The following is a 19929-nucleotide window of genomic DNA, read 5'->3' as shown; positions in this document are numbered from 1 at the left end:
ATAGCGATAATAAAAACAGGAAATATAATAAAAACGTCGAATAGTTTATGAGATAGCCATGCACAACTTGGTTACGTATACATAAGAGCATAATTGCACAGCCTCAAGAACCATTTGGGAAGAAGTAGACATTAAGGAAGAGTGAGAGAGATGAAGTGATTTGGCTTTTTATGCGGATCCAGATAGTCTCAAAACGCAGTAAAATGATTGAATTAGACTACCCAAGTAGAGAGGAGGTACTTCTGCTCGCTGTGCCAGAAAAAGGTCAAAATTATATTTTCATGGAGATCCAAAGGGAAAAGTTGCAGGTGTATGCAGTTCCTGTAAAACGACTGCTGATTGTAAGGAAATGGTTCCCATTTAATTCAAAAAGATGCGCTAAGGAAATAACATTACTTTGATTTATGCGCGTTTTTGTAGTACATTAGCAAATGTATTCGAAGGAGGATTCTAATGTACTCAGGTAGACAAGACGATACTTTATACATCATGACCTACACCTTAAACAGCGGTATCAAGGGTACGGTTCCACTGTCTAACAAGCAAATTATTGAGTGGCTGGATTGCTACAGAAATGAGAAGCGCTTCGTGACTGAGATCGGCAAGGAGTTCTTTGGATTAAACGCTGGTCTTGTGGCAGACTTTAAGGTTCAGAATCATTTATCCGATTATCAACAGACGATTATGCCTACACAGCAACAGGATAACCTGGAACGCTTGTCCAGTGCTTATAAATCAACCGAATTATTGATGAAGATTGATTGCAAATGTGGCACGGCTTACGTGACAGAATCTCCTTACAAGCGTACGAAGTGGTATTGCACGAAGTGTAAAGAGATTGTATTTCTGGATGCCAAAAAAGGAATGGTGGAAACGTCCCGAGGTGACGCTTACTACATGACCAACAAATATTTTGTCTCTCGCGATTAGCGAGATTCATCTGTGGAAGCATCGCCAGTGCGCGGTGCTTTTTTTTGTTCTGCTAAATGTGAAACTGGGAAGATCATTGGGCGGGGCGGTAGAAGGTGATTGGATGGAGTTGAAACAGGATCGCTTAAGAAAATATAATAAAGTAAATAGTAGAAAAAAAAGCCCCTAAGGGCTTTGGGAATATATTAGGTTTCAGGAGTAGCAGAACTCGCTGTTAAGAAACCAATATTTAAATACAAGGATCCTAACACTCCACCTTATGTGGTGGAATGAAGCAGCTCCGGCAACGTGGCTCATAAGCTTCCGAATCTCCGATCATCACTACGGGGCCAAGGGTTACGGGCTCTCCATTTACAATTCGCTGTGTAAAAGCAGCGTCGGGGCTTCCACATACTGCACAGAATGCAGAGAGCTTCTCGATGTCGTCAGCCATCGCAAGTAGACCGCCTATATATCCAAACTCTTTGCCGCGGTAATCCATATTAAGTCCATCCACAATGACATGTTTACCACAATAAGCGAGTTCTGATACAAGCTCCATAATAGCACTACTGAAAAATTGAACTTCATCAAATGCAACGACATCTGCATCTTTCGTTTGAGTTATAATCGTCTCCACCAGCTCGTTCGTCAATTGACGGGGAATGGAGTGTGCGGTCAGTCGATAGCCGATCCGGCTAACAATTTCGTCTTGAGCAAAGCGATCATCTTCAGCAGGTTTATAGGCAACCACCTTTTTACGTCCAAATTGGCTTAACTTTTGGCAGCGGCGAATAAGTTCCCCTGATTTTTCACTAAACATAGGTCCTGTAATAACGGTTATACGTCCTGTTGGCACGATGCTGCTACTCCTCTCACATACAGAATTAACGAACAGCATTTTGCAAAAATATAATCCTATTATTGAAGTTTGCAAAATGCTGACAAAAAAAGCGACCATTACAGAGTACCACAAAATCTTTGTTCAGAGCCAGAACTAATCCTAACAGCTTTGTGTTACTATATGGAATGTGAAGTGGTTGGCGACGGCAGGTCACCATCCAGCAACGAAAGAGAGAGGTGTTACAATTGAGTGAAGTTTTAACTGAGTTACAGGCGAGATATGATCGCTTGAAGGAACAAGCCGTATTGGATGAGACAACGCAGGTCTTCATTGCTGATTTATTGTCAGAAGTAGAGAAACTGCAGACGAGCAATGTAGCTTTGCGCCGTACAATTCTTAAATCCTCTTCCAAAGAATCACGCATGTCGACAAAACTTAGGGATGCGTTATACGAATAACCCGGAGACTACTCCGGGTTCTCTTCTGTCTTCTTTTTGCGAGGAAATAGAATACCTGCTGTAATTTTGGCAATCATGGCGAAGGTAAGACCAATACCTGCAAACATGTAGATTACGGTGAACGCTTTACTGAAGCCTGTGGAAGGCACGAATTCAGGATGTCCTACCGTGGTTAAAGTTACGGCGCAGAAGTAGAGCGCATCTATCCAGTGTAAACCCTCTACACGGCTGTAAAATATAGTGCCTGAAAGTAAGGTAGCCAATGTCAGTGTGAATAGAGCGATAAACTGCGAGTCTTTAAAAGCGTGAAAAATTCCTTTCAGCAGTCGTTTGAGTGTAAGTAAAAAAGAAATCACGTTTATTTCATCCTATCTGTATTAAATGTGAAACAGGGTCTCCTGGCGATCCCAGTGGCCTAAATACGAATGTAAGTGGCTAAGTCCATTTCATAACGTACTATAAAATCGATTTTGCTATATGTAAATACACAGACAAAAAGCCCGGACTTATGAAGTCCCTCCGGGCGTCTCAGTCGCTTCAGGTGTGCTTTTGGAACGAAAACGAGGGCCTACATAATTTCTCTTGCGGTCACGAAACAGAATCCAGCCTCCGAGAAAGCTCATACCTGCTGCAAATAGGACAAGTCCGCCGCCAAAGGACAGCCACTGGAATCCTGGTGAGATCTGCTCATTACCGTGCTCGGCGTAAAAGAGGAAAAGCGCATCTTTCATCATTAGAAAACCCTTCATCGCCATCAATCCGGGTATAACCAGAACCATAATAGCCAAGAAACGCGCAAAGACAAGCCTTGTATTCATCATCATAACCCTTTCTGCCTTATATCGACGTTAAATAAAGGTTGCGCTTACAGGTGATGTCTAATTCCATCATAGCTTGGTTTCGTTGAGCTGTCCATGGCGTTAAGGGTAAACTTTGAGTTGCTAGGTGAAGGAGAGTACAATGGAGTATAGCGGATTATAGCTACAACATAAGAAAGATTTATCGGAATTGTATTATTACTCATACAACATGATCGAAATTATTATAACCATAGAGGAGAACAGATAAGATGCCTATTACATGTGATGTTGCCATTCTTGGAGGAGGAACCGGGGGATATGTAGCTGCCATTCGAGCGGCTCAACTTGGTAAGCAAGTCGTGATTATTGAAAAGGACAAGCTTGGAGGAACCTGCCTGCATCGTGGCTGTGTTCCTAGCAAGGCATTACTCCGAAGTGCGGAAGTATACGCTGAAATTCAAGAGAGCGAAACCTATGGCATAGAAACAACTGGGTCAACGCTTGTATTCCCGAAAGTGCAGGCACGTAAAGATGCGATCGTTGAGCAATTACATCAAGGTGTTCAGTATTTAATGAAAAAAAATAAAATTCAAGTTGTACACGCCAATGGACGCGTAATCGGGCCATCCATCTTCTCCCCGCAAAGTGGAGCGGTTGCTGTCGAGTTTGAAGATGGTGAAATGGACACTGTTGTACCGACTAACCTTATTATTGCTACAGGTTCCCGTCCACGTGTATTGCCTGGTCTAGAGCCGGATGGTCAGTACATTATGAGTAGTGACGAGGCATTGCGGATGGATGAGCTTCCTGCTTCCCTCATTATTGTAGGTGGCGGCGTAATCGGACTAGAATGGGCTTCAATGCTGAATGACTTTGGTGTTGAAATCACGGTGGTGGAAGCGGCGGAACATGTACTTCCAGCAGAGGATGAAGACGTGGCGAAGGAAATGCAACGGTTGCTCGGCAAACGTGGTGTTCGTTTCCTCACAGGAAGCAAGATTCTGACAGAAACGTATATCGCACAGAAGGACGGGATCCAGATCGATGTTGAGCTGGGAAATAACAAACAAGAGACATTAACAGCAGAGAAAATGCTCGTATCTGTAGGAAGACAGGCGAATGTTGAAAATATTGGACTGGAGAACACGGATATCAAGTTGGAGCGAGGATTCATTGCGGTGAACAAGCACCTGCAAACTGGCGAAGGACATATCTATGCGATTGGTGACTGTATCGGTGGATTGCAACTGGCACATGCCGCAAGTCATGAAGGCATCCTCGCTGTGAATCATATCGCGGGCGAGCAGGTTCACGCAGTAGAATCTCACCGGATACCACGCTGTGTCTATACACGTCCTGAGGCGGCAAGCATCGGATTTACGGAGACTGAGGCGAAAGAGCGTGGATATGAAGTGAAGACAGGTAAGTTTCCGTTTCAAGCCATTGGTAAATCACTCGTACAAGGTAGCCGGGATGGTTTCGTGAAGGTGATTGCTGACGTCAAAACGAATGATATATTGGGTGTACATATGATTGGAACCCATGTGACGGAACTTATTGCCGAGGCTTCTTTGGCACAAATGCTTGATGCTACACCATGGGAAGTTGGACAGACGATCCACCCTCACCCGACGTTGTCGGAGATTATGGGGGAAGCGATGCTGGCGGTAGATGGAAAAGCCATTGGCATGTAACTTAGATGAGTTATGAGAAAGGTCCTTTCCTTTTTTGGGCAAAAGGGATTATAATAAGGTTAAGCCAAGTCTTAGTACCAGGTTATAAGATCGGGTTGTAAGACTGGCATAGGCTCTGATTAAAAGGAGGTACCTCATATGAGTTCACAAGGTACTGCAGACGCGGTTCACCGGCATCAACAGCTTGGACTTAGCGATGGAGAAGTATTAGACATGTACAAATATATGCTGCTTGCACGAAAGTTCGACGAGCGTTGCTTGTTGCTTCAGCGAGCCGGCAAAATTAACTTTCACGTATCTGGTGTAGGACAGGAAGCTGCACAAGTGGGTGCTGCTTTTGGCTTGGATCGGAATAACGATTATTATTTACCTTATTACCGTGATTACGGATTCGTACTGGCAGTAGGCATGACTCCGCGTGAGTTAATGTTGTCTGCCTTTGCCAAAGCAGAGGATCCGAACAGTGGCGGCCGGCAGATGCCAGGACACTTTGGTCACAAGAAGCTACGGATTGTTACAGGCTCCAGCCCAGTGACAACGCAGGTTCCTCATGCCGTAGGCTTCGCACTTGCAGCCAAAATGAAGAAGCAGGAATTTGTTTCTTTTGTTACCTTTGGTGAAGGATCAAGTAACCAGGGAGACTTCCATGAGGGTGCTAACTTTGCAGGTGTGCATAAGTTACCTGTAATTATCATGTGTGAGAACAACCAATATGCCATTTCGGTACCGATTCACAAGCAGCTTAGTGGTAAAGTTTCGGATCGTGCGTTGGGTTATGGCTTCCCAGGTATTCGTGTGGATGGTAACGATGCATTAGAAGTATATGCAGCTGTGAAGGAAGCACGTCGTCGTGCAATCGCTGGCGAAGGCCCTACCCTTATTGAAGCGATGATGTACCGTTTGTCACCGCATTCTACTTCTGATAACGATTTGGCTTACCGAACGAAGGAAGAAGTTGATGAGAACTGGAAAAAAGACGGCGTCCCACGCATGAAAAACTATTTGATCGATTGCGGCATCTGGGATGAAGCCCGGGATGCGGATCTGGCTTCCCAGCTCGCGCTGGAAATGAAAGAAGCGACTGAATATGCAGACAACGCGCCATATCCAAAACCTGAGGATACTCTGACGCACGTATATGCGGACAGCGAAGAAGGGGGACGGTAAACATGGCGGTTATGGAATATATTGATGCAATCCGTCTTGCGATGAAGGAAGAGATGGAGCGAGACGAGAATGTATTTGTGCTCGGGGAAGACGTTGGAGTCAAAGGCGGCGTGTTCACAACGACCAAAGGACTACAAGAACAGTTTGGCGACATGCGAGTCATGGACACACCGTTGTCTGAGTCGGCAATTGCTGGTGTAGCCATTGGTGCGGCAATGTATGGCATGAAGCCGATTGCTGAGATGCAATATTCGGATTTCATGTTACCGGCAACGAACCAGATCATCAGTGAAGCGGCCAAAATCCGCTATCGCTCTAACAATGACTGGAGTTGTCCTATTGTCATCCGTGCACCAATTGGCGGCGGTATTTTTGGCGGACTGTATCACTCCCAATGTCCAGAATCGATCTTTTTTGGTACACCAGGATTGAAAATTGTAGCTCCTTATTCGGCATATGATGCCAAAGGACTGCTTAAGGCGGCTGTTCGTGATCCGGATCCTGTGCTCTTTTTTGAGAACAAAAAATGTTACAAACTGATCAAGGAAGATGTACCAGAAGATGATTACATCGTTCCAATCGGCAAAGCCAATGTACTTCGCGAAGGTGCGGATATTACCGTGATCGGATACAGTCAACCGTTGCACTTCGTTATGCAGGCTGCGGAAGAACTGGAACGTGAAGAAGGTATTACAGCACACGTTCTTGACTTGCGTACATTACAACCGCTTGATCGTGAAGCCATTATTGCATCCGCAAGGTTGACGGGCAAAGTACTGATTGTACACGAAGATAACAAAACGGGCGGCGTTGGTGCCGAAGTTGCTGCCATAATTAGCGAAGAGTGCTTGTTTGAACTGGACGCTCCGATTCAGCGCTTATGCGGTCCAGATGTGCCAGCTATGCCAATCAGCCCAACCTTGGAGAAGTTTTATATGCTGAGCAAGGATAAAGCGAAGGAAGCTATGCGCACACTCGCCGAGTATTAAAGGTCTAGAGAGGTTGTTTGAAGGTACTGAATAACAATCTCTCTGAACATGAACGTATAGATTTGTTTTTCAAGAACGTTGTATGAAATTGTTCTGAAGTATAACTGCTTCCAAAGTTCGTGTTATGCTACAATTTCCATATGAGGTTAAATGTAAAGTTTGGAGTGATAAAACCAATGAGTATGAAATGGATCGAGGTCATTATGCCACAACTGGCGGAATCGCTGGTCTCGGCTACCATAGCGAAATGGTTGAAAAAACCGGGTGATCAAGTGGAGCAGTACGAACCGATCTGTGAAGTCATTACGGATAAAGTTAATGCTGAGATTCCATCGACTGTTGATGGAATCATGGGTGATCTTCTCGTAGAGGAAGGCACGACTATTGCTGTAGGTGAAGTCATTTGCCGTATGCAAGTTGAAGCATCTGAACAAGACGTGGCAACACAAGAGATGCAGGCTTCGCAGGGTCTACATCAAGAGCCAGCTCGTGAACAACAAGCTTCGGTTCAATCGGCAAGTACAAATGCTGGCGGTGCAATTGCACATGATCCGAATCAGCCGATGCGTAACCGCTATTCTCCAGCAGTACAAACACTGGCAGCGGAGCACGGTTTGAATTTACAGAGTATCCAAGGTACAGGCACGGGTGGACGTATTACACGTAAAGACGTACTGGCAGTCATTGCACAAGGCGGACAAGGAGCATCTACGCTGGCTACACCATCGACTGGGCAGAATGCTTCCGCTGGGGTATCAGCTGCTTCGCCGTCACCGTTTAGCGGACTGAATCGGAATGATGCACAAGTCTCTAATGCTGCTTCAGGTGCAGCTGTTCCGGCTGCTGATGCTGGCATTCCAGTCAGACATTCGGGCATTCATCTGACCGAGAGTCCGAAAATTCCGCAAATTGAAGTGGAAGGCGGCGGACAGGGAAGATCGGAATACTTTATTGATGTTACCCCTGTACGAAATGCAATCGCTCGTAATATGCGGCAAAGTGTATCGGAAATCCCTCATGCTTGGACCATGATTGAGGTAGACGTTACTAATCTGGTTATGCTGCGTAACAAACTCAAGGATGAGTTCAAGCGCAAAGAAGGCATCAATCTGACGTACTTATCATTCATGATGAAAGGTGTCGTAAATGCAATTAAGGACTACCCAATTATGAATTCTGTTTGGGCCGTCGATAAAATTATTGTGAAACGCGACATTAACCTATCTATGGCTGTGGGTACAGAAGATTCGGTCTTAACGCCTGTAATTAAACATGCAGATCAGCGTAATATCGCGGGTCTGGCTCGTGAGATTGATGACTTAGCACGGAAAACCCGAGAAGGAACGTTGAAACTTGATCATATGCAAGGTGGAACGTTCACAGTGAACAATACCGGCTCGTTTGGTTCAATCCTATCTCAACCGATCATCAATTATCCACAAGCGGCTATTCTGACATTTGAATCTATTGTCAAAAAACCAGTCGTTATTAACGATATGATTGCAGTTCGCTCCATGGCGAATCTCTGTCTGTCCCTAGATCATCGTATTCTGGATGGTGTAATCAGTGGGCGATTCTTGCAACGGGTCAAAGAGAATCTTGAAGGTTATAACATGGAGACCAAAGTTTATTAAGTTTTTGTTGATGATGCTGTAACTAAATATTCCGAATAGAAACATCGATGTTAGATGTGAAATGAAGGGTTATGGATAAGTGTATGGCCGTAGGCCGTGCACTTTTCCCGCTGTATATGGTTGGGCGCTCATGAATACATTGCACATTGAAGGAAAAGGGTGTGGGAGATCATGAACAAGCCTATGGATGTGGCATACATACCAATGCTTGATTATGAAGAGGCTTGGAACCGGCAAAAAGCGATTGTGCAGCAACTTGATGAAGGCGTAGGGGTGGAACAACTACTTTTGCTTCAGCATCCACCTACGTATACAATTGGTTCTCAAAATCATCCTGAGCATCTACTTTTAAGTGAGGAGCAATTACGAGAGCAAGGAATCTCCGTGTTTCAAATTGACCGCGGCGGTGATATTACTTATCATGGCCCTGGTCAGCTTGTGGGTTATCCTTTGCTTGTGCTCGGACGAGATGAAGATCTCGATTTACATGCCTATCTGCGCAGGCTAGAACAGGTCATCATTGATTATTTGGCAGATCAAGGCGTTGATGCAGGACGCAAAGAAGGGTACACAGGAGTCTGGATCGGGGATATGAAGATTGCCGCGATCGGTGTAAAGTTCAATCGTTGTAAGACGAGGAGAGGTTTCGTAACAAGCCACGGGTTTGCTTTTAATGTTACGTCAGGGATTCAGCATGAAGGATTCCAAGGCATTGTCCCTTGCGGCATTGAGCAATATGGGGTGACCTCACTAGAGGATATGACAGGACAAACCTACGAGATACAACGGGTTGCACAAGATATCGTTCCCTATTTCAGCAGGCTGTTCTCGTATGAGATGAATTGGATCTCAGAAAAAGAAGCCCTTCACCGTCTGTAATGGAGACAGTTCAAGACTTCATGTTTTAACCAAATAGTAATGGTTCGAGAGCAATGAATAGGGTGGAGCCAACCATGGCGATTAGCATGATGTAGACAATGATGCGAAACCATTTTTTTCTTTGCATGATGAGCGAACTCCTTTCAACCAAGAAATAAAAAACCACAGTAATGTTATTGTACCGTATCCACGTAAGGGAGGAAAGTCCTATGATTAATCAAAAGCGTGTCGTAGATCATTTTATGGAACTTGTACAGATCGATAGTGAGACTAAGAACGAACATAACATCTCTAAGGTGTTAAAAGAACAGTTCGCGGCTCTTGGTCTCAGCGTATATGAGGACAATACAATGGAGAAAACGGGGCATGGTGCCGGTAATCTCGTTGTTACATGGGAAGCAGAAGGAACTGAAGGGGTAACCCCGATGTTTTTCACTTGCCATATGGATACTGTAACACCTGGGCAAGGCATTAAGCCTGAACTGGGTGAAGACGGCTGGATTCGCAGTGATGGAACAACGATTCTTGGTGCAGACGACAAGGCCGGCATTGCGGCACTGTTTGAAGCCATTCGCGCGATTCAGGAGAACAACGTGCCGCATGGTAAGATTCAGTTTGTTATCACAGTTGGCGAAGAGTCAGGACTGGTTGGAGCACGTGCCATGAATCCTGATGATATCCAAGCTGAGTTCGGATATGCACTCGATTCCAATGGAGCAGTCGGTACGATCTGTGTTGCTGCACCCGCAAGAGCCGAGATTCAAATGAATATTTATGGTAAGTCTGCACACGCTGGTGTGAATCCGGAAGACGGTATTAGTGCAATTCAGGTAGCTGCCAAAGCGATTGCTGCAATGAAGCTTGGACGTATTGATGATGAGACAACCGCGAATATCGGGAAATTCCAAGGCGGTTCTGCCTTGAATGTGGTATGTGATTTTGTTCAGATTGAAGCAGAAGCGCGTAGTATTGTTCAAGAGAAAGTAGAATTGCAAGTTTCACAGATGCGTGAAGCGCTGGAGACAACATGTCGCAAATATGGAGCAACGGCTGAATTCCGCAGTGAGATTCTATATCCTGCCTTTGGATTCCATGATGAGCATGAGGTCGTTCAGCTTGCACAGCGTGCCATTCGCAGCGTAGGCCTTGAGACGAGCACATTCCCTTCTGGTGGCGGTAGTGATGCCAATATCTTCAACGGTTTCAATATCCCTACTGCGAACCTCGCCGTGGGATATGAGGATATTCATACGACGAAAGAACGCATTCGTGCGCAGGATATTGCGAAATTGTCCGAAATTGTTGTTGCTATTATTCAGGAAACAGCATCGACGAGTACGAAGTAGGAGAGCCTAGAGAATAAATTGATGTTGTAGTTGTAGTGAAAAGTCCGAAAACGGGTTATGTACCGGATTCGGACTTTTTGCAAAATCATGTTATATTTCATGCATATGGATTAGAACTTATTTGCGACCGGCAAGAAGGTCAGTTAGTTTGGCATCTGGACCCCATTCACGCAACCACTGTCTAAGGATAAGTTGCACTTGTTTTGCTTGTCCAACCAAATGCACGGATCGCGGCGTCAGATAACTGTTCATTGGTATCCCCCTGATTGATCATAATAGGCTAGCTTGCTCTATACGCTCACCATATGCCCAAAATCGAAGATTTATACATCCATATTCTTATGTGAACTACAGAGGACAAAATTAAAATCAAAGAAGCGGAGTTGACAACCATGAATCCTACGCATTCTAAACATCAATCACATCCAGCCAATCCTAAATTAGACGAAGAAACAGTATCAACACAGCCCATTTTTGAAGGGAAAGTGATTACACTTCAGGTGGATACGGTGAAGTTGCCCAATGGACAGACAGCAACCCGAGAGATCGTTCGCCACCCAGGAGCTGTAGCTGTGCTTGCATTGAATGGGGATCGGATGTTGGTCGTAGATCAATACCGGCAAGCTATGGGACGAACCGAAGTGGAGATTCCAGCAGGCAAGCTTGATCCAGGGGAGGAGCCAGAAGTTGCAGCTGCGCGTGAGTTACGCGAGGAGACAGGGTATGTGGCTAAGTCACTTCGTCTTGTGCGCTCTTTTTACACATCGCCAGGATTCGCAGACGAGATCATACATTTGTATATTGCTGAAGAATTGGAAGCCGGAGATATGGCTCTGGATGAGGATGAATTTTTAGAGGTTAGTGAAATTACGCTGGAAGAGGCTTACGCTTTAATGGATCAAAATCGGATTAGTGATGCCAAAACGATGTTAGCGGTGTACGCATGGGATCTGTACAGAACAACGGGACGGTTATAACGATGAATGATCAGCAGCAAGACGTACGTAATCTGTGGGAGCCATGTTATGCAGACTTGCACATTCATATTGGGCGAACGTCCCGTGGTGAAGCTGTAAAGATTAGTGGAAGTCGGGATCTGACGTTTGAAAACATTGCTCGTGAAGCATCGGATCGCAAAGGTATCCAGTTGCTTGGCGTTATTGATTCTCATTCACCTGTTGTGCAGATGGATATTGAGCAGTTACTGGAGGACGGCACAATGTCTGAGCTGGAAGGTGGAGGGATCGCTTACCAGGACACCACTATTTTGCTCGGCACAGAGATTGAACTGCGGGAGCCAGGCATGCGGGAGTTTCATTTGCTTGCTTATTTTCGAGATTTAGCGTCGATGAAGTCGTTTACTGCATTTATGCAGCGTTATATGAAAAATGTGAATTTAAGTTCACAGCGTGTATACGTGCCAACAATGGAGATACAGTCGGAAATTAAGGCTCGTGGAGGACTTATTGTGCCTGCGCATGCATTTACCCCGCATAAAGGTATCTATGGCAGTACAGCACCACGGATGGCTGATGTGCTTGATACGAGTCTTATTGATGCCGTTGAACTTGGATTAAGCTCAGACTCTACGATGGCAAGTTATATTCGGGAGCTGGATCGCGTTCCTTTTTTGACGAATTCAGATGCCCATTCCCTAGGTAAGATTGGTAGAGAATACAATGAATTAACACTAGCGACGCCTTCTTTTGATGAATTTCGGATGGCACTGCAAAACGAGGGTGGTAGGGGAATAACAGCTAATTATGGATTGAACCCTAGGCTTGGCAAGTATCATCGAACGTATTGTTCGGCATGTGGACGTATCTTGGACGAGCAGGCGTTATCGGCAGAACGTTGTCCACATTGTGACAGTACCAAGCTTGTTCAGGGTGTACTTGACCGAATTCTTGCGATAGCTGATCGAGATAATCCAGAGGTACCTGACAGTAGACCTGCCTATCATTATCAGGTGCCGTTAGAGTTTATTCCGGGTCTTGGAAAAGCGAAGCTACGTCAATTACTTGAACGATTTGGCACAGAGATGAATGTGCTGCATCGTACGAGCGAAGACGAACTTGCCACTGTTGTTGGCCCTGTGATGGCGTCTATGATCGTTGCAGCAAGAAATGGTCAGTTAGCTCTGTCCTCTGGTGGCGGTGGAACTTATGGTAAAGTTGCTGGGAACGACCGTGTAGATCACTAATGGAGCTAGAAATCGTTTACAATAAAATGAATCAGCCTCTTAAATGTATATAACACCTATTCTGGACAAGATGTCATACGTTCTCTTTCCGGTTCATAGAATGACTGTGTGGGTTTCAGTTCGAAATTCAGCAGCGTGACAACCGGAAAGGAGACTTGTGTCTGTGCGATCTTCCACCTTTATATTCAAAGGTCAAACCTCGTTATATGTATTTGTGGCGGTTCTATTCCTGGTAGGTGTTATCTTCGGGGCGTTGATGGTTAATGCGTTGTCCTTAGAGCAGCGTCAGGATTTGGAAGGATACCTAGGAAACTTCTTCATGACAGTGCAGCATGGGGGACAGGTTGTAGAGACGGGCACCTACTGGGAAATTGCTATACTACATCTGAAATGGGTCGGTCTAATCTGGATCCTTGGTTTGTCCGTTATAGGCCTACCAGGCATACTTGTACTGGATTTTCTAAAGGGTGTGCTGATCGGATTTACTGTCGGATATCTTGTTGGACAATATTCATGGAAAGGGCTGCTGTTTGCACTTGTTTCCGTTGCTCCGCACAATCTATTCGTCATTCCCGTGCTATTAATCTGCAGTGTATCTGCGATAACTTTTTCCTTATATATCATTCGGAATCGGGTTTTGATGCAACGTACTCCAGGTGGTCAAAGACCTTTTGCATCGTATGTATTGTTAACTTTAGCTATGGCGGCACTGCTGCTCGGGGTAGCTTCTTTTGAAACTTGGGTCACACCAGCGATGATGCGCTGGGTCACGCCAATGTTACTACCTGCATAGGTTCAGGCAGTAAAGTGTAAATTGTTGACTTTAATTATACACTCCCCCTATAATGAAAGAAGTGGGTTAAGTTGCAGTGTGCAGTGATTTCCTAGGGGGAGGGAGAAAATGGAAGCACGGATCGATAAAATTAAGCAGCAACTACAGTCCCAAGGATACAAATTAACGCCCCAGCGGGAAGCCACCGTAAGAGTACTTCTTGAGAATGAAGAAGATCATCTGAGCGCAGAAGACGTATTCATGCTCGTTAAAGAAAAGGCTCCCGAAATCGGTCTGGCAACCGTGTACCGTACCCTCGAACTACTAAGTGAGCTGCATGTTGTAGAGAAAATCAACTTCGGCGACGGCGTAGCCCGTTATGATTTGCGCGGAGATACGTCCAAGCATCATCATCATCACTTAATCTGTGTTCAATGTGGCAGTATGGATGAAATACGCGAAGACTGGCTTGGGCCGCTTGAAGAGCGACTGGAGCGAGAATTTAACTTTTCGGTGGTAGACCACCGATTGGATTTCCATGGGATTTGTTATCGTTGCAAAGCAAAAAATGACCAGAAACCCAAAGATGAAGAATAACATAACATATCTTCAAGCTCTCACCGGCGGTTTTGACGGGAGAGCTTTTTTGGTACCGGATCTGATGTGAGCTTTACCCAATGTCATATTCTTGTGTTTGTCCTCATACCTTGTCTGTAGACGCTTCTCTGCCCATGATATGGTGCAGGGAACGAGGTTCCAGCTTCGTAGAACTGGGGCTAGGATCGAGACTTAGGAGGCGGACAAACGATGATCATATCACTACGGAGAGGGCTCCGTTTTATTCGTTTTATAATCTTTTTTTCAGCATTAGTTTATTTGTTCTATAATGTTCTGGATCTGTTCAACGGCTGGATCTCACCTGTAGATCAGTATCAGATTCCTTCAGGTAATGCGGTCAAAGTATTTCAGGAAACGGATTGGACAGTTCATGGGGAAGGGCGACCTTCACTTGCCGAACGGCTACGTTTGTTTTACTGGTATGGAGAGTAGTTGGAGCATCTAGGAATGCAAATACGGTAACAGGCTGCACGCGGGGCAGTTCTGGAGATGAGGAGCGTTGTACATGAAACAGACGATACACGCCTATGCCATTTACTTGGAAGAAGACAAAGGGATGTCAAGCAGCACACTGGAGTCGTATCTTCGCGATGTGGACAAGTTCATCGAATTTGCAGAGAAAGAGTATGATATACGTGATGCCGGTCAGGTGCGGCGTACACACGTTATTTTATTTGTAGGTAAGTTAAAGCAATCCGGACGCGCTAATGCTACGATTGCTCGGAGTATTGTATCCTTACGTTCCTACTTTCATTTTCTAATGCGCAGGGGAGATATCCTTCAAGACCCTACATTTGATGTGGAGGCTCCTAAGGCAGATAAAACCCCGCCTCAAGTATTGACCATTGATGAGATTGAATTGCTGCTTAATGCACCGGATACGCGTTCACCCCAAGGAATTCGAGATCGTGCGATGCTGGAGCTACTGTATGCCACAGGCATTCGTGTCTCAGAATTGATTGCACTGGATGTCCGAGATGTTCAGCCGAGTATGAAGTTTATTCGTTGCGGGGGGGCAGGGAAAGAACGGATTCTTCCGATTGGTGCTCCTGCAGCCCATTGGATCGATGTGTATCTGGATGAGAAACGCAGCCGATTGCTCAAAGCAAGTTCGGACGAGCAGGCGCTCTTTGTCAATGTCTCGGGGAGACGTCTGACACGCCAAGGATTCTGGAAATTGCTCAAAAAAGCTGCGGTGGATGCAGGAATCCCAGGCGAAATTACGCCACATACGTTAAGGCATTCGTTTGCTGCTCACCTTATTGCTAGCGGAGCTGACACAAGAGCCGTTCAGGACATGCTAGGTCATGTTGAACAGCCAGGTCAGCAGTATGGTAATCATGGTCGTAAAACGATGAAGGAAATCTACGAAACACATCATCCACGGGCTAAATAGGTTGGACGTGAATGTTTTTGCAAAAAAATGCAGAACATGTTGCCTATTTAGGATAGAATAAATTGAATACACTAAACGCCGTATACATAAGCATATGCTTCCGTCTAGTGGGACTAGCCTGGAGCTGATCTGCATACATGAACGGATCGTTTCAACTCAAGGAGGAACATCGTAATGACAGCATTAACTCAACAAATGATTTTGGAAGCAGCATCTTATATTCAAAGCAAAAGCCCCGTTAAGCCTGAAGTAGGCTTGATTCTTGGCTCAGGTCTTGGCATTTTGGCTGAACTCATTGAAGATGGTGTGAGTATCGCTTATCAAGACATCCCCCATTTCCCTGTATCTACGGTAGAAGGACATGAGGGTGAGCTGCTGGTTGGAACAATCAAAGGCCGTCCTGTTGTTATGATGAAAGGACGTTTCCATATGTATGAGGGCTACGGTCCAGAGCTTACTGCTTTTCCGGTTCGTGTGATGAAGGAACTTGGAGTTACATCGGTACTTGTAACGAACGCAGCAGGTGGAGTAAACACATCGTACGAACCAGGTGACTTGATGTTGATCTCTGATCATCTGAATCTTACAGGCAAAAACCCACTCATCGGTCCTAATGATCCAGCACTGGGTGTGCGGTTCCCGGATCTGTCTGAAGCTTATAGCCGCCGCTTGCGTGCGTTGGCGAAAGATACTGCAGCATCCCAAGGCTTCAACGTACGTGAAGGCGTCTATGCAGGTCTGCTCGGTCCAAACTATGAGACACCAGCTGAGATTGTTATGCTCCGTACTCTGGGTGCAGATGCTGTTGGTATGTCCACGGTGTCTGAAGTCATTGTGGCTCGCCATGCAGGTTTGGAAGTTCTGGGTATCTCTTGTATCAGCAACATGGCAGCGGGTATTCTGGATCAACCGCTCTCCCATGATGAGGTTATGGAGACAACAGAGCGGGTGCGTGAGTCTTTCCTCGCCCTGGTTGTAGCTGTTATTCCTCAAATGTAATAGTTTACAGAGCCGAGTTAGTCATCTAACTATATAACTGGGCTACTGAAGACGAGAAGGATAGTTCCTTCCTAGACATACAGCTCCATAGGATACTATCGCATCTTGAAGAGACATGCCTCTATCACATTCAGTGAGTAGGGGCATGTTTTTTGCGTTTTTGTTCGACGATACATTTTACAAAAAAAGTTTCGGGAAATCATGCTTTACATGGAATAATTTACTGTAAACGAGCCGACAATGATTAGCAGTACATGCATGGAAATGCATTAAGCAAGTCATTTGAGGAGGTTACCGATCGTGAAGAAACGTATAATGGCATCGTTCATGACCCTTTGTATTTTGCTGTCTCTGATGGCATCCACAGCACTTGCTGAAGAAAAACCTACCCCAACAGGTGGAACGGATTTGGCGCCTTCAGCACGTTCAGCAATATTGATGGATGCAGACACAGGAACTGTAATCTACGAGAAAAACAGTCATGATCAACTGCCTCCGGCAAGTATTACGAAGATTATGACCATGCTTTTAACGATTGAAGCGATTGATTCAGGTAAGTTGAAGCTGACCGACAAAGTGAGAACAAGTGAGTATGCTGCTTCTATGGGTGGATCACAGATCTTCCTTGAACCCGGTGAAGAGATGACGGTAGACGACATGCTCAAAGGGATCGCTATGGCCTCAGGAAATGATGCATCTGTAGCTATGGCTGAGAAAATTGCCGGCTCTGAGGAAGCTTTTGTACAGATGATGAACGAACGTGCGAAAGAACTGGGCATGAAGGATACCCATTTTGCCAATTGTAATGGGCTCCCGGTTGATAATCATTATTCGTCGGCACATGATATTGCGCTCATGAGTCGGGAATTATTGAAACATTCGGGCATTACCAAATATACTGGCGCATATCAGGACTACCTCCGGAAAGATACGGAGAAGCCTTTCTGGTTAGTGAATACTAATAAGCTCGTCCGTTTCTACACAGGTGCAGATGGTTTGAAAACAGGTTACACTTCGGAAGCTAAATTCTGTTTATCAGCAACAGCGATGAAGGATGGATTGCGTACAGTTGCTGTTGTGCTGGGAGAACCAAACACGAAAACACGTAATGCTGAGGTTTCCTCCATGTTCGACTATGCCTTTAGTCAATACACGATGAAACCTTTATACAAAGCAGGCGATCTGCTCGGTAGTCTGAAAGTTGAAAAAGGCGAGGTTGCCGAATTGCCACTGAACGCTACGCAAAATTATAGTGTGCTCATGCGCAAAGGTGCCAAGTCGAACGATATTCGACATGAATTGTTGATGACAAAAGAATTAAAAGCACCGATTAAAGCAGGTCAAAGTGTAGGTAAGCTCGTGGTTTATCAGGGTGATGAGGTTATTAAGGAGTTCGACATTCAGGCTCCTCAGGATGTAAACAAAGCCGGCTGGTGGAAGCTATTCAAACGCACCACTTCCAATCTTTTTGATTAAGCGTCAATTTACGTGTGCTACCTGCATCCTTGAACGTATTTTGTAGTTAATTAGGGGTTTTCTTCTAGTTTTGTCGGGGTGCAGGAAATGCTTTGGGCAACGTAGAAATCCTTGTTCAAGACAGGGAGGAGAGTGAGCAAACGTGAACTTGCATGTGGAAATGGAACATCACCGTGGGATTCTGATTGTGCGACTATCGGGAGAACTGGATCATCACACTGCGGATATGGTACGGATGCAGATGGATGAAGCGATCCAGCGGAGACAATGCGAGCACTTGGTGCTCAGCCTGAAGGATCTGCAATTTATGGACAGCTCAGGCTTGGGTGTCATTTTGGGAAGATATAAGCTCATTAAGAATAAAGGCGGTAAGATGGTTGTATGTGATGTTAATCCGCCAGTGTACCGTTTGCTGGAGATGTCGGGTTTGTTCAAGATTATGCCGATTTACGAAAATGAGGGAACTGCTCTCTCGGGTCTGGAGGTCGTCTCATGAATGAAGGAACAGGGAGAAATTTCATGAATCTGCAATTCGCGGCCAAGTCGGAGAACGAATCGTTCGCGCGTGTAACGGTTGCGGCCTTTATCTCGCAGCTTGATCCTACGATGGACGAGCTCAGCGATCTGAAGACGGTTATTTCCGAAGCGGTAACCAACAGTATCATTCATGGGTATAACAATAACCCAGAAGGGGTTGTATCCATTCAGGCGGAGATTCGTGAAGACATGATTACGATCATCGTGGAAGATCGTGGCGAAGGTATTGAAGACCTGGAGCTTGCCAAGCAGCCGCTATATACATCCAAACCCGAACTTGAGCGCTCGGGTATGGGCTTTACCATTATGGAAAACTTCATGGATGAATTCGAAGTCAGCAGTGAGCCCGGCAGAGGCACCTCCATCAAGATGAAGAAAAGGATTGAATCCAAGAAAGCATTGTATAATTAGGGGTTGGTCTTATGGATGCTGAAGTGAAACCATCTTCACAGACCTATTTGGATGATGCCGAGGTCAAACGATTGATTGCGCTCAGTCAATCGGGTGACCATGATGCGCGAGACACGCTGGTAAACTGCAACATCAGACTTGTCTGGTCTGTCGTACAGCGTTTTATGAACAGAGGTTATGAACCGGAGGATCTGTTCCAAATCGGCTGTATCGGACTGCTCAAGTCGGTGGACAAATTCGATCTCAGCTATGATGTGAAATTTTCGACCTACGCTGTACCGATGATAATCGGAGAAATCCAGCGTTTCCTGCGGGACGACGGCACACTTAAGGTCAGTCGCTCACTTAAGGAGATGGCGAATAAAGTTCGCAAAAAAAGAGATGAATTGTCCAAACATCTTGATCGTCTGCCAACGATTAAGGAAGTAGCTGAACAACTGGGGGTAACCCCAGAGGAAGTTGTATTTGCTCAAGAAGCCAATAAACCGCCTACGTCGATCCATGAGACGGTGTTCGAGAACGATGGTGATCCGATTACGCTAATGGATCAGATTGCTGACGAGTCACAGGAACGTTGGTTTGACAAACTGGCATTGAACGAAGCTATCGGTGGTCTGAGTGAACGAGAACGGCTTATCGTATACCTTCGGTATTACCGGGATCAGACACAGTCTGAGGTTGCCAGCAGACTTGGAATATCACAAGTTCAGGTATCCCGTCTGGAGAAAAAAATTCTACAATCCATCCGCGACCAGATCGCACAGTGATTGGTGATTGAATGAGCTACATGGTGATGA

The 19929-nt window shown here is 45.5% G+C and carries 24 protein-coding genes; 19 read left to right on the top strand and 5 right to left on the bottom strand.

The window, feature by feature from the left end:
* Positions 1-453: 453 nt before the first annotated feature.
* Positions 454-930 carry a hypothetical protein gene (locus tag V6W81_RS18975; protein WP_017687614.1) on the top strand — a complete coding sequence of 159 codons (477 nt, stop codon included), beginning with the start codon at positions 454-456 and terminating at the stop codon, positions 928-930.
* A 244-nt stretch (positions 931-1174) separates the two neighbouring features.
* Here V6W81_RS18975 and V6W81_RS18970 read toward each other — a convergent pair whose 3' ends face one another.
* A complete protein-coding gene (locus tag V6W81_RS18970; RefSeq protein ID WP_156395444.1) occupies positions 1175-1768 on the bottom strand; it encodes a thymidine kinase in 594 nt (197 codons plus the stop codon).
* A gap of 230 nt (positions 1769-1998) precedes the next feature.
* On the opposite strand from V6W81_RS18970, the gene V6W81_RS18965 reads away from it, so the two are divergent.
* Positions 1999-2211 carry a hypothetical protein gene (locus V6W81_RS18965; RefSeq protein ID WP_145045275.1) on the top strand — a complete coding sequence of 71 codons (213 nt, stop codon included), beginning with the start codon at positions 1999-2001 and terminating at the stop codon, positions 2209-2211.
* 8 nt (positions 2212-2219) lie between these two features.
* Here the strand turns inward: V6W81_RS18965 and V6W81_RS18960 are convergent, their stop codons facing one another.
* On the bottom strand, positions 2220-2567 hold the full coding sequence (locus V6W81_RS18960) for a potassium channel family protein (protein WP_056696576.1): 348 nt from the start codon (positions 2565-2567) through the stop codon (positions 2220-2222).
* A 150-nt stretch (positions 2568-2717) separates the two neighbouring features.
* Entirely contained in the window at positions 2718-3035 is a 318-nt protein-coding gene (locus tag V6W81_RS18955; RefSeq protein WP_056696578.1) for a DUF2627 domain-containing protein, read from the bottom strand.
* A gap of 245 nt (positions 3036-3280) precedes the next feature.
* Here V6W81_RS18955 and lpdA point away from each other — a divergent pair, with 245 nt between their 5' ends.
* The 5 genes from lpdA to lipB all read left to right on the top strand — a co-directional run bounded on the left by lpdA (position 3281) and on the right by lipB (position 9374).
* Positions 3281-4705: a dihydrolipoyl dehydrogenase gene (gene lpdA, locus V6W81_RS18950; RefSeq protein ID WP_338540060.1), complete on the top strand. Its 1425-nt coding sequence runs from the start codon at positions 3281-3283 to the stop codon at positions 4703-4705.
* Between the two features lie 138 nt (positions 4706-4843).
* Positions 4844-5872 carry a thiamine pyrophosphate-dependent dehydrogenase E1 component subunit alpha gene (locus V6W81_RS18945; protein ID WP_145045271.1) on the top strand — a complete coding sequence of 343 codons (1029 nt, stop codon included), beginning with the start codon at positions 4844-4846 and terminating at the stop codon, positions 5870-5872.
* Between the two features lie 2 nt (positions 5873-5874).
* Positions 5875-6861 carry an alpha-ketoacid dehydrogenase subunit beta gene (locus tag V6W81_RS18940; protein ID WP_056696583.1) on the top strand — a complete coding sequence of 329 codons (987 nt, stop codon included), beginning with the start codon at positions 5875-5877 and terminating at the stop codon, positions 6859-6861.
* A 176-nt stretch (positions 6862-7037) separates the two neighbouring features.
* Positions 7038-8495, top strand: a complete 1458-nt coding sequence (locus V6W81_RS18935; protein ID WP_338540059.1) for a dihydrolipoamide acetyltransferase family protein — start codon at positions 7038-7040, stop codon at positions 8493-8495.
* 171 nt (positions 8496-8666) lie between these two features.
* On the top strand, positions 8667-9374 hold the full coding sequence (lipB, locus tag V6W81_RS18930) for a lipoyl(octanoyl) transferase LipB (RefSeq protein WP_056696587.1): 708 nt from the start codon (positions 8667-8669) through the stop codon (positions 9372-9374).
* 25 nt (positions 9375-9399) lie between these two features.
* Here lipB and prli42 read toward each other — a convergent pair whose 3' ends face one another.
* On the bottom strand, positions 9400-9501 hold the full coding sequence (gene prli42, locus V6W81_RS18925) for a stressosome-associated protein Prli42 (RefSeq protein WP_128102605.1): 102 nt from the start codon (positions 9499-9501) through the stop codon (positions 9400-9402).
* Between the two features lie 82 nt (positions 9502-9583).
* Between prli42 and V6W81_RS18920 the strand changes: the two genes are divergently transcribed.
* Entirely contained in the window at positions 9584-10720 is a 1137-nt protein-coding gene (locus V6W81_RS18920) for a M20/M25/M40 family metallo-hydrolase (RefSeq protein WP_145045268.1), read from the top strand.
* Positions 10721-10837: 117 nt separating this feature from the next.
* Here V6W81_RS18920 and V6W81_RS18915 read toward each other — a convergent pair whose 3' ends face one another.
* Positions 10838-10972 carry a Z-ring formation inhibitor MciZ gene (locus tag V6W81_RS18915; RefSeq protein ID WP_338540058.1) on the bottom strand — a complete coding sequence of 45 codons (135 nt, stop codon included), beginning with the start codon at positions 10970-10972 and terminating at the stop codon, positions 10838-10840.
* Positions 10973-11112: 140 nt separating this feature from the next.
* Here V6W81_RS18915 and V6W81_RS18910 point away from each other — a divergent pair, with 140 nt between their 5' ends.
* The 11 genes from V6W81_RS18910 to sigF all read left to right on the top strand — a co-directional run bounded on the left by V6W81_RS18910 (position 11113) and on the right by sigF (position 19899).
* A complete protein-coding gene (locus tag V6W81_RS18910; protein ID WP_338540057.1) occupies positions 11113-11697 on the top strand; it encodes an NUDIX hydrolase in 585 nt (194 codons plus the stop codon).
* 2 nt (positions 11698-11699) lie between these two features.
* Positions 11700-12923: an endonuclease Q family protein gene (locus tag V6W81_RS18905; protein ID WP_338540056.1), complete on the top strand. Its 1224-nt coding sequence runs from the start codon at positions 11700-11702 to the stop codon at positions 12921-12923.
* 163 nt (positions 12924-13086) lie between these two features.
* On the top strand, positions 13087-13716 hold the full coding sequence (gene spoIIM / locus V6W81_RS18900; protein ID WP_056696594.1) for a stage II sporulation protein M: 630 nt from the start codon (positions 13087-13089) through the stop codon (positions 13714-13716).
* A 108-nt stretch (positions 13717-13824) separates the two neighbouring features.
* A complete protein-coding gene (locus V6W81_RS18895) occupies positions 13825-14292 on the top strand; it encodes a Fur family transcriptional regulator (RefSeq protein WP_024630961.1) in 468 nt (155 codons plus the stop codon).
* Between the two features lie 210 nt (positions 14293-14502).
* On the top strand, positions 14503-14745 hold the full coding sequence (locus tag V6W81_RS18890) for a DUF4227 family protein (protein ID WP_056696595.1): 243 nt from the start codon (positions 14503-14505) through the stop codon (positions 14743-14745).
* A 73-nt stretch (positions 14746-14818) separates the two neighbouring features.
* Positions 14819-15709: a tyrosine recombinase gene (locus V6W81_RS18885; protein WP_239287199.1), complete on the top strand. Its 891-nt coding sequence runs from the start codon at positions 14819-14821 to the stop codon at positions 15707-15709.
* A 174-nt stretch (positions 15710-15883) separates the two neighbouring features.
* The gene (locus tag V6W81_RS18880) at positions 15884-16708 is read left to right on the top strand and encodes a purine-nucleoside phosphorylase (protein ID WP_145045258.1); all 825 of its coding nucleotides are present in this window, start codon (positions 15884-15886) and stop codon (positions 16706-16708) included.
* A gap of 300 nt (positions 16709-17008) precedes the next feature.
* Entirely contained in the window at positions 17009-18184 is a 1176-nt protein-coding gene (locus V6W81_RS18875) for a D-alanyl-D-alanine carboxypeptidase family protein (protein WP_430700893.1), read from the top strand.
* Positions 18185-18326: 142 nt separating this feature from the next.
* Positions 18327-18680 carry an anti-sigma F factor antagonist gene (spoIIAA, locus tag V6W81_RS18870; RefSeq protein WP_036663380.1) on the top strand — a complete coding sequence of 118 codons (354 nt, stop codon included), beginning with the start codon at positions 18327-18329 and terminating at the stop codon, positions 18678-18680.
* A complete protein-coding gene (gene spoIIAB, locus V6W81_RS18865) occupies positions 18677-19132 on the top strand; it encodes an anti-sigma F factor (RefSeq protein ID WP_056696603.1) in 456 nt (151 codons plus the stop codon). The genes spoIIAA and spoIIAB overlap by 4 nt, the downstream gene beginning before the upstream one ends.
* An 11-nt stretch (positions 19133-19143) precedes the next feature.
* Positions 19144-19899 carry an RNA polymerase sporulation sigma factor SigF gene (gene sigF, locus V6W81_RS18860; RefSeq protein WP_056696605.1) on the top strand — a complete coding sequence of 252 codons (756 nt, stop codon included), beginning with the start codon at positions 19144-19146 and terminating at the stop codon, positions 19897-19899.
* Positions 19900-19929 lie beyond the last annotated feature (30 nt).

Origin of the sequence: Paenibacillus tundrae, assembly GCF_036884255.1 — a bacterium.
In the GTDB taxonomy this organism is placed as follows: Bacteria; Bacillota; Bacilli; order Paenibacillales; family Paenibacillaceae; genus Paenibacillus.
The sequence above is the reverse complement of the archived record's forward strand: the minus strand, read 5'-3'. Positions and strand labels throughout refer to the sequence as shown.

What these genes read in the sequence shown, in the direction of transcription:
- V6W81_RS18975 (WP_017687614.1), top strand. Translation starts at nt 454, where the DNA reads ATGTACTCAGGTAGACAAGACGATACTTTATACATCATGACCTACACC.
- V6W81_RS18955 (WP_056696578.1), bottom strand. Translation starts at nt 3,035, where the DNA reads ATGATGATGAATACAAGGCTTGTCTTTGCGCGTTTCTTGGCTATTATG.
- lpdA (WP_338540060.1), top strand. Translation starts at nt 3,281, where the DNA reads ATGCCTATTACATGTGATGTTGCCATTCTTGGAGGAGGAACCGGGGGA.
- V6W81_RS18945 (WP_145045271.1), top strand. Translation starts at nt 4,844, where the DNA reads ATGAGTTCACAAGGTACTGCAGACGCGGTTCACCGGCATCAACAGCTT.
- V6W81_RS18940 (WP_056696583.1), top strand. Translation starts at nt 5,875, where the DNA reads ATGGCGGTTATGGAATATATTGATGCAATCCGTCTTGCGATGAAGGAA.
- V6W81_RS18935 (WP_338540059.1), top strand. Translation starts at nt 7,038, where the DNA reads ATGAGTATGAAATGGATCGAGGTCATTATGCCACAACTGGCGGAATCG.
- lipB (WP_056696587.1), top strand. Translation starts at nt 8,667, where the DNA reads ATGAACAAGCCTATGGATGTGGCATACATACCAATGCTTGATTATGAA.
- prli42 (WP_128102605.1), bottom strand. Translation starts at nt 9,501, where the DNA reads ATGCAAAGAAAAAAATGGTTTCGCATCATTGTCTACATCATGCTAATC.
- V6W81_RS18920 (WP_145045268.1), top strand. Translation starts at nt 9,584, where the DNA reads ATGATTAATCAAAAGCGTGTCGTAGATCATTTTATGGAACTTGTACAG.
- V6W81_RS18915 (WP_338540058.1), bottom strand. Translation starts at nt 10,972, where the DNA reads ATGAACAGTTATCTGACGCCGCGATCCGTGCATTTGGTTGGACAAGCA.
- V6W81_RS18910 (WP_338540057.1), top strand. Translation starts at nt 11,113, where the DNA reads ATGAATCCTACGCATTCTAAACATCAATCACATCCAGCCAATCCTAAA.
- V6W81_RS18905 (WP_338540056.1), top strand. Translation starts at nt 11,700, where the DNA reads ATGAATGATCAGCAGCAAGACGTACGTAATCTGTGGGAGCCATGTTAT.
- V6W81_RS18895 (WP_024630961.1), top strand. Translation starts at nt 13,825, where the DNA reads ATGGAAGCACGGATCGATAAAATTAAGCAGCAACTACAGTCCCAAGGA.
- V6W81_RS18890 (WP_056696595.1), top strand. Translation starts at nt 14,503, where the DNA reads ATGATCATATCACTACGGAGAGGGCTCCGTTTTATTCGTTTTATAATC.
- V6W81_RS18885 (WP_239287199.1), top strand. Translation starts at nt 14,819, where the DNA reads ATGAAACAGACGATACACGCCTATGCCATTTACTTGGAAGAAGACAAA.
- V6W81_RS18880 (WP_145045258.1), top strand. Translation starts at nt 15,884, where the DNA reads ATGACAGCATTAACTCAACAAATGATTTTGGAAGCAGCATCTTATATT.
- spoIIAB (WP_056696603.1), top strand. Translation starts at nt 18,677, where the DNA reads ATGAATGAAGGAACAGGGAGAAATTTCATGAATCTGCAATTCGCGGCC.
- sigF (WP_056696605.1), top strand. Translation starts at nt 19,144, where the DNA reads ATGGATGCTGAAGTGAAACCATCTTCACAGACCTATTTGGATGATGCC.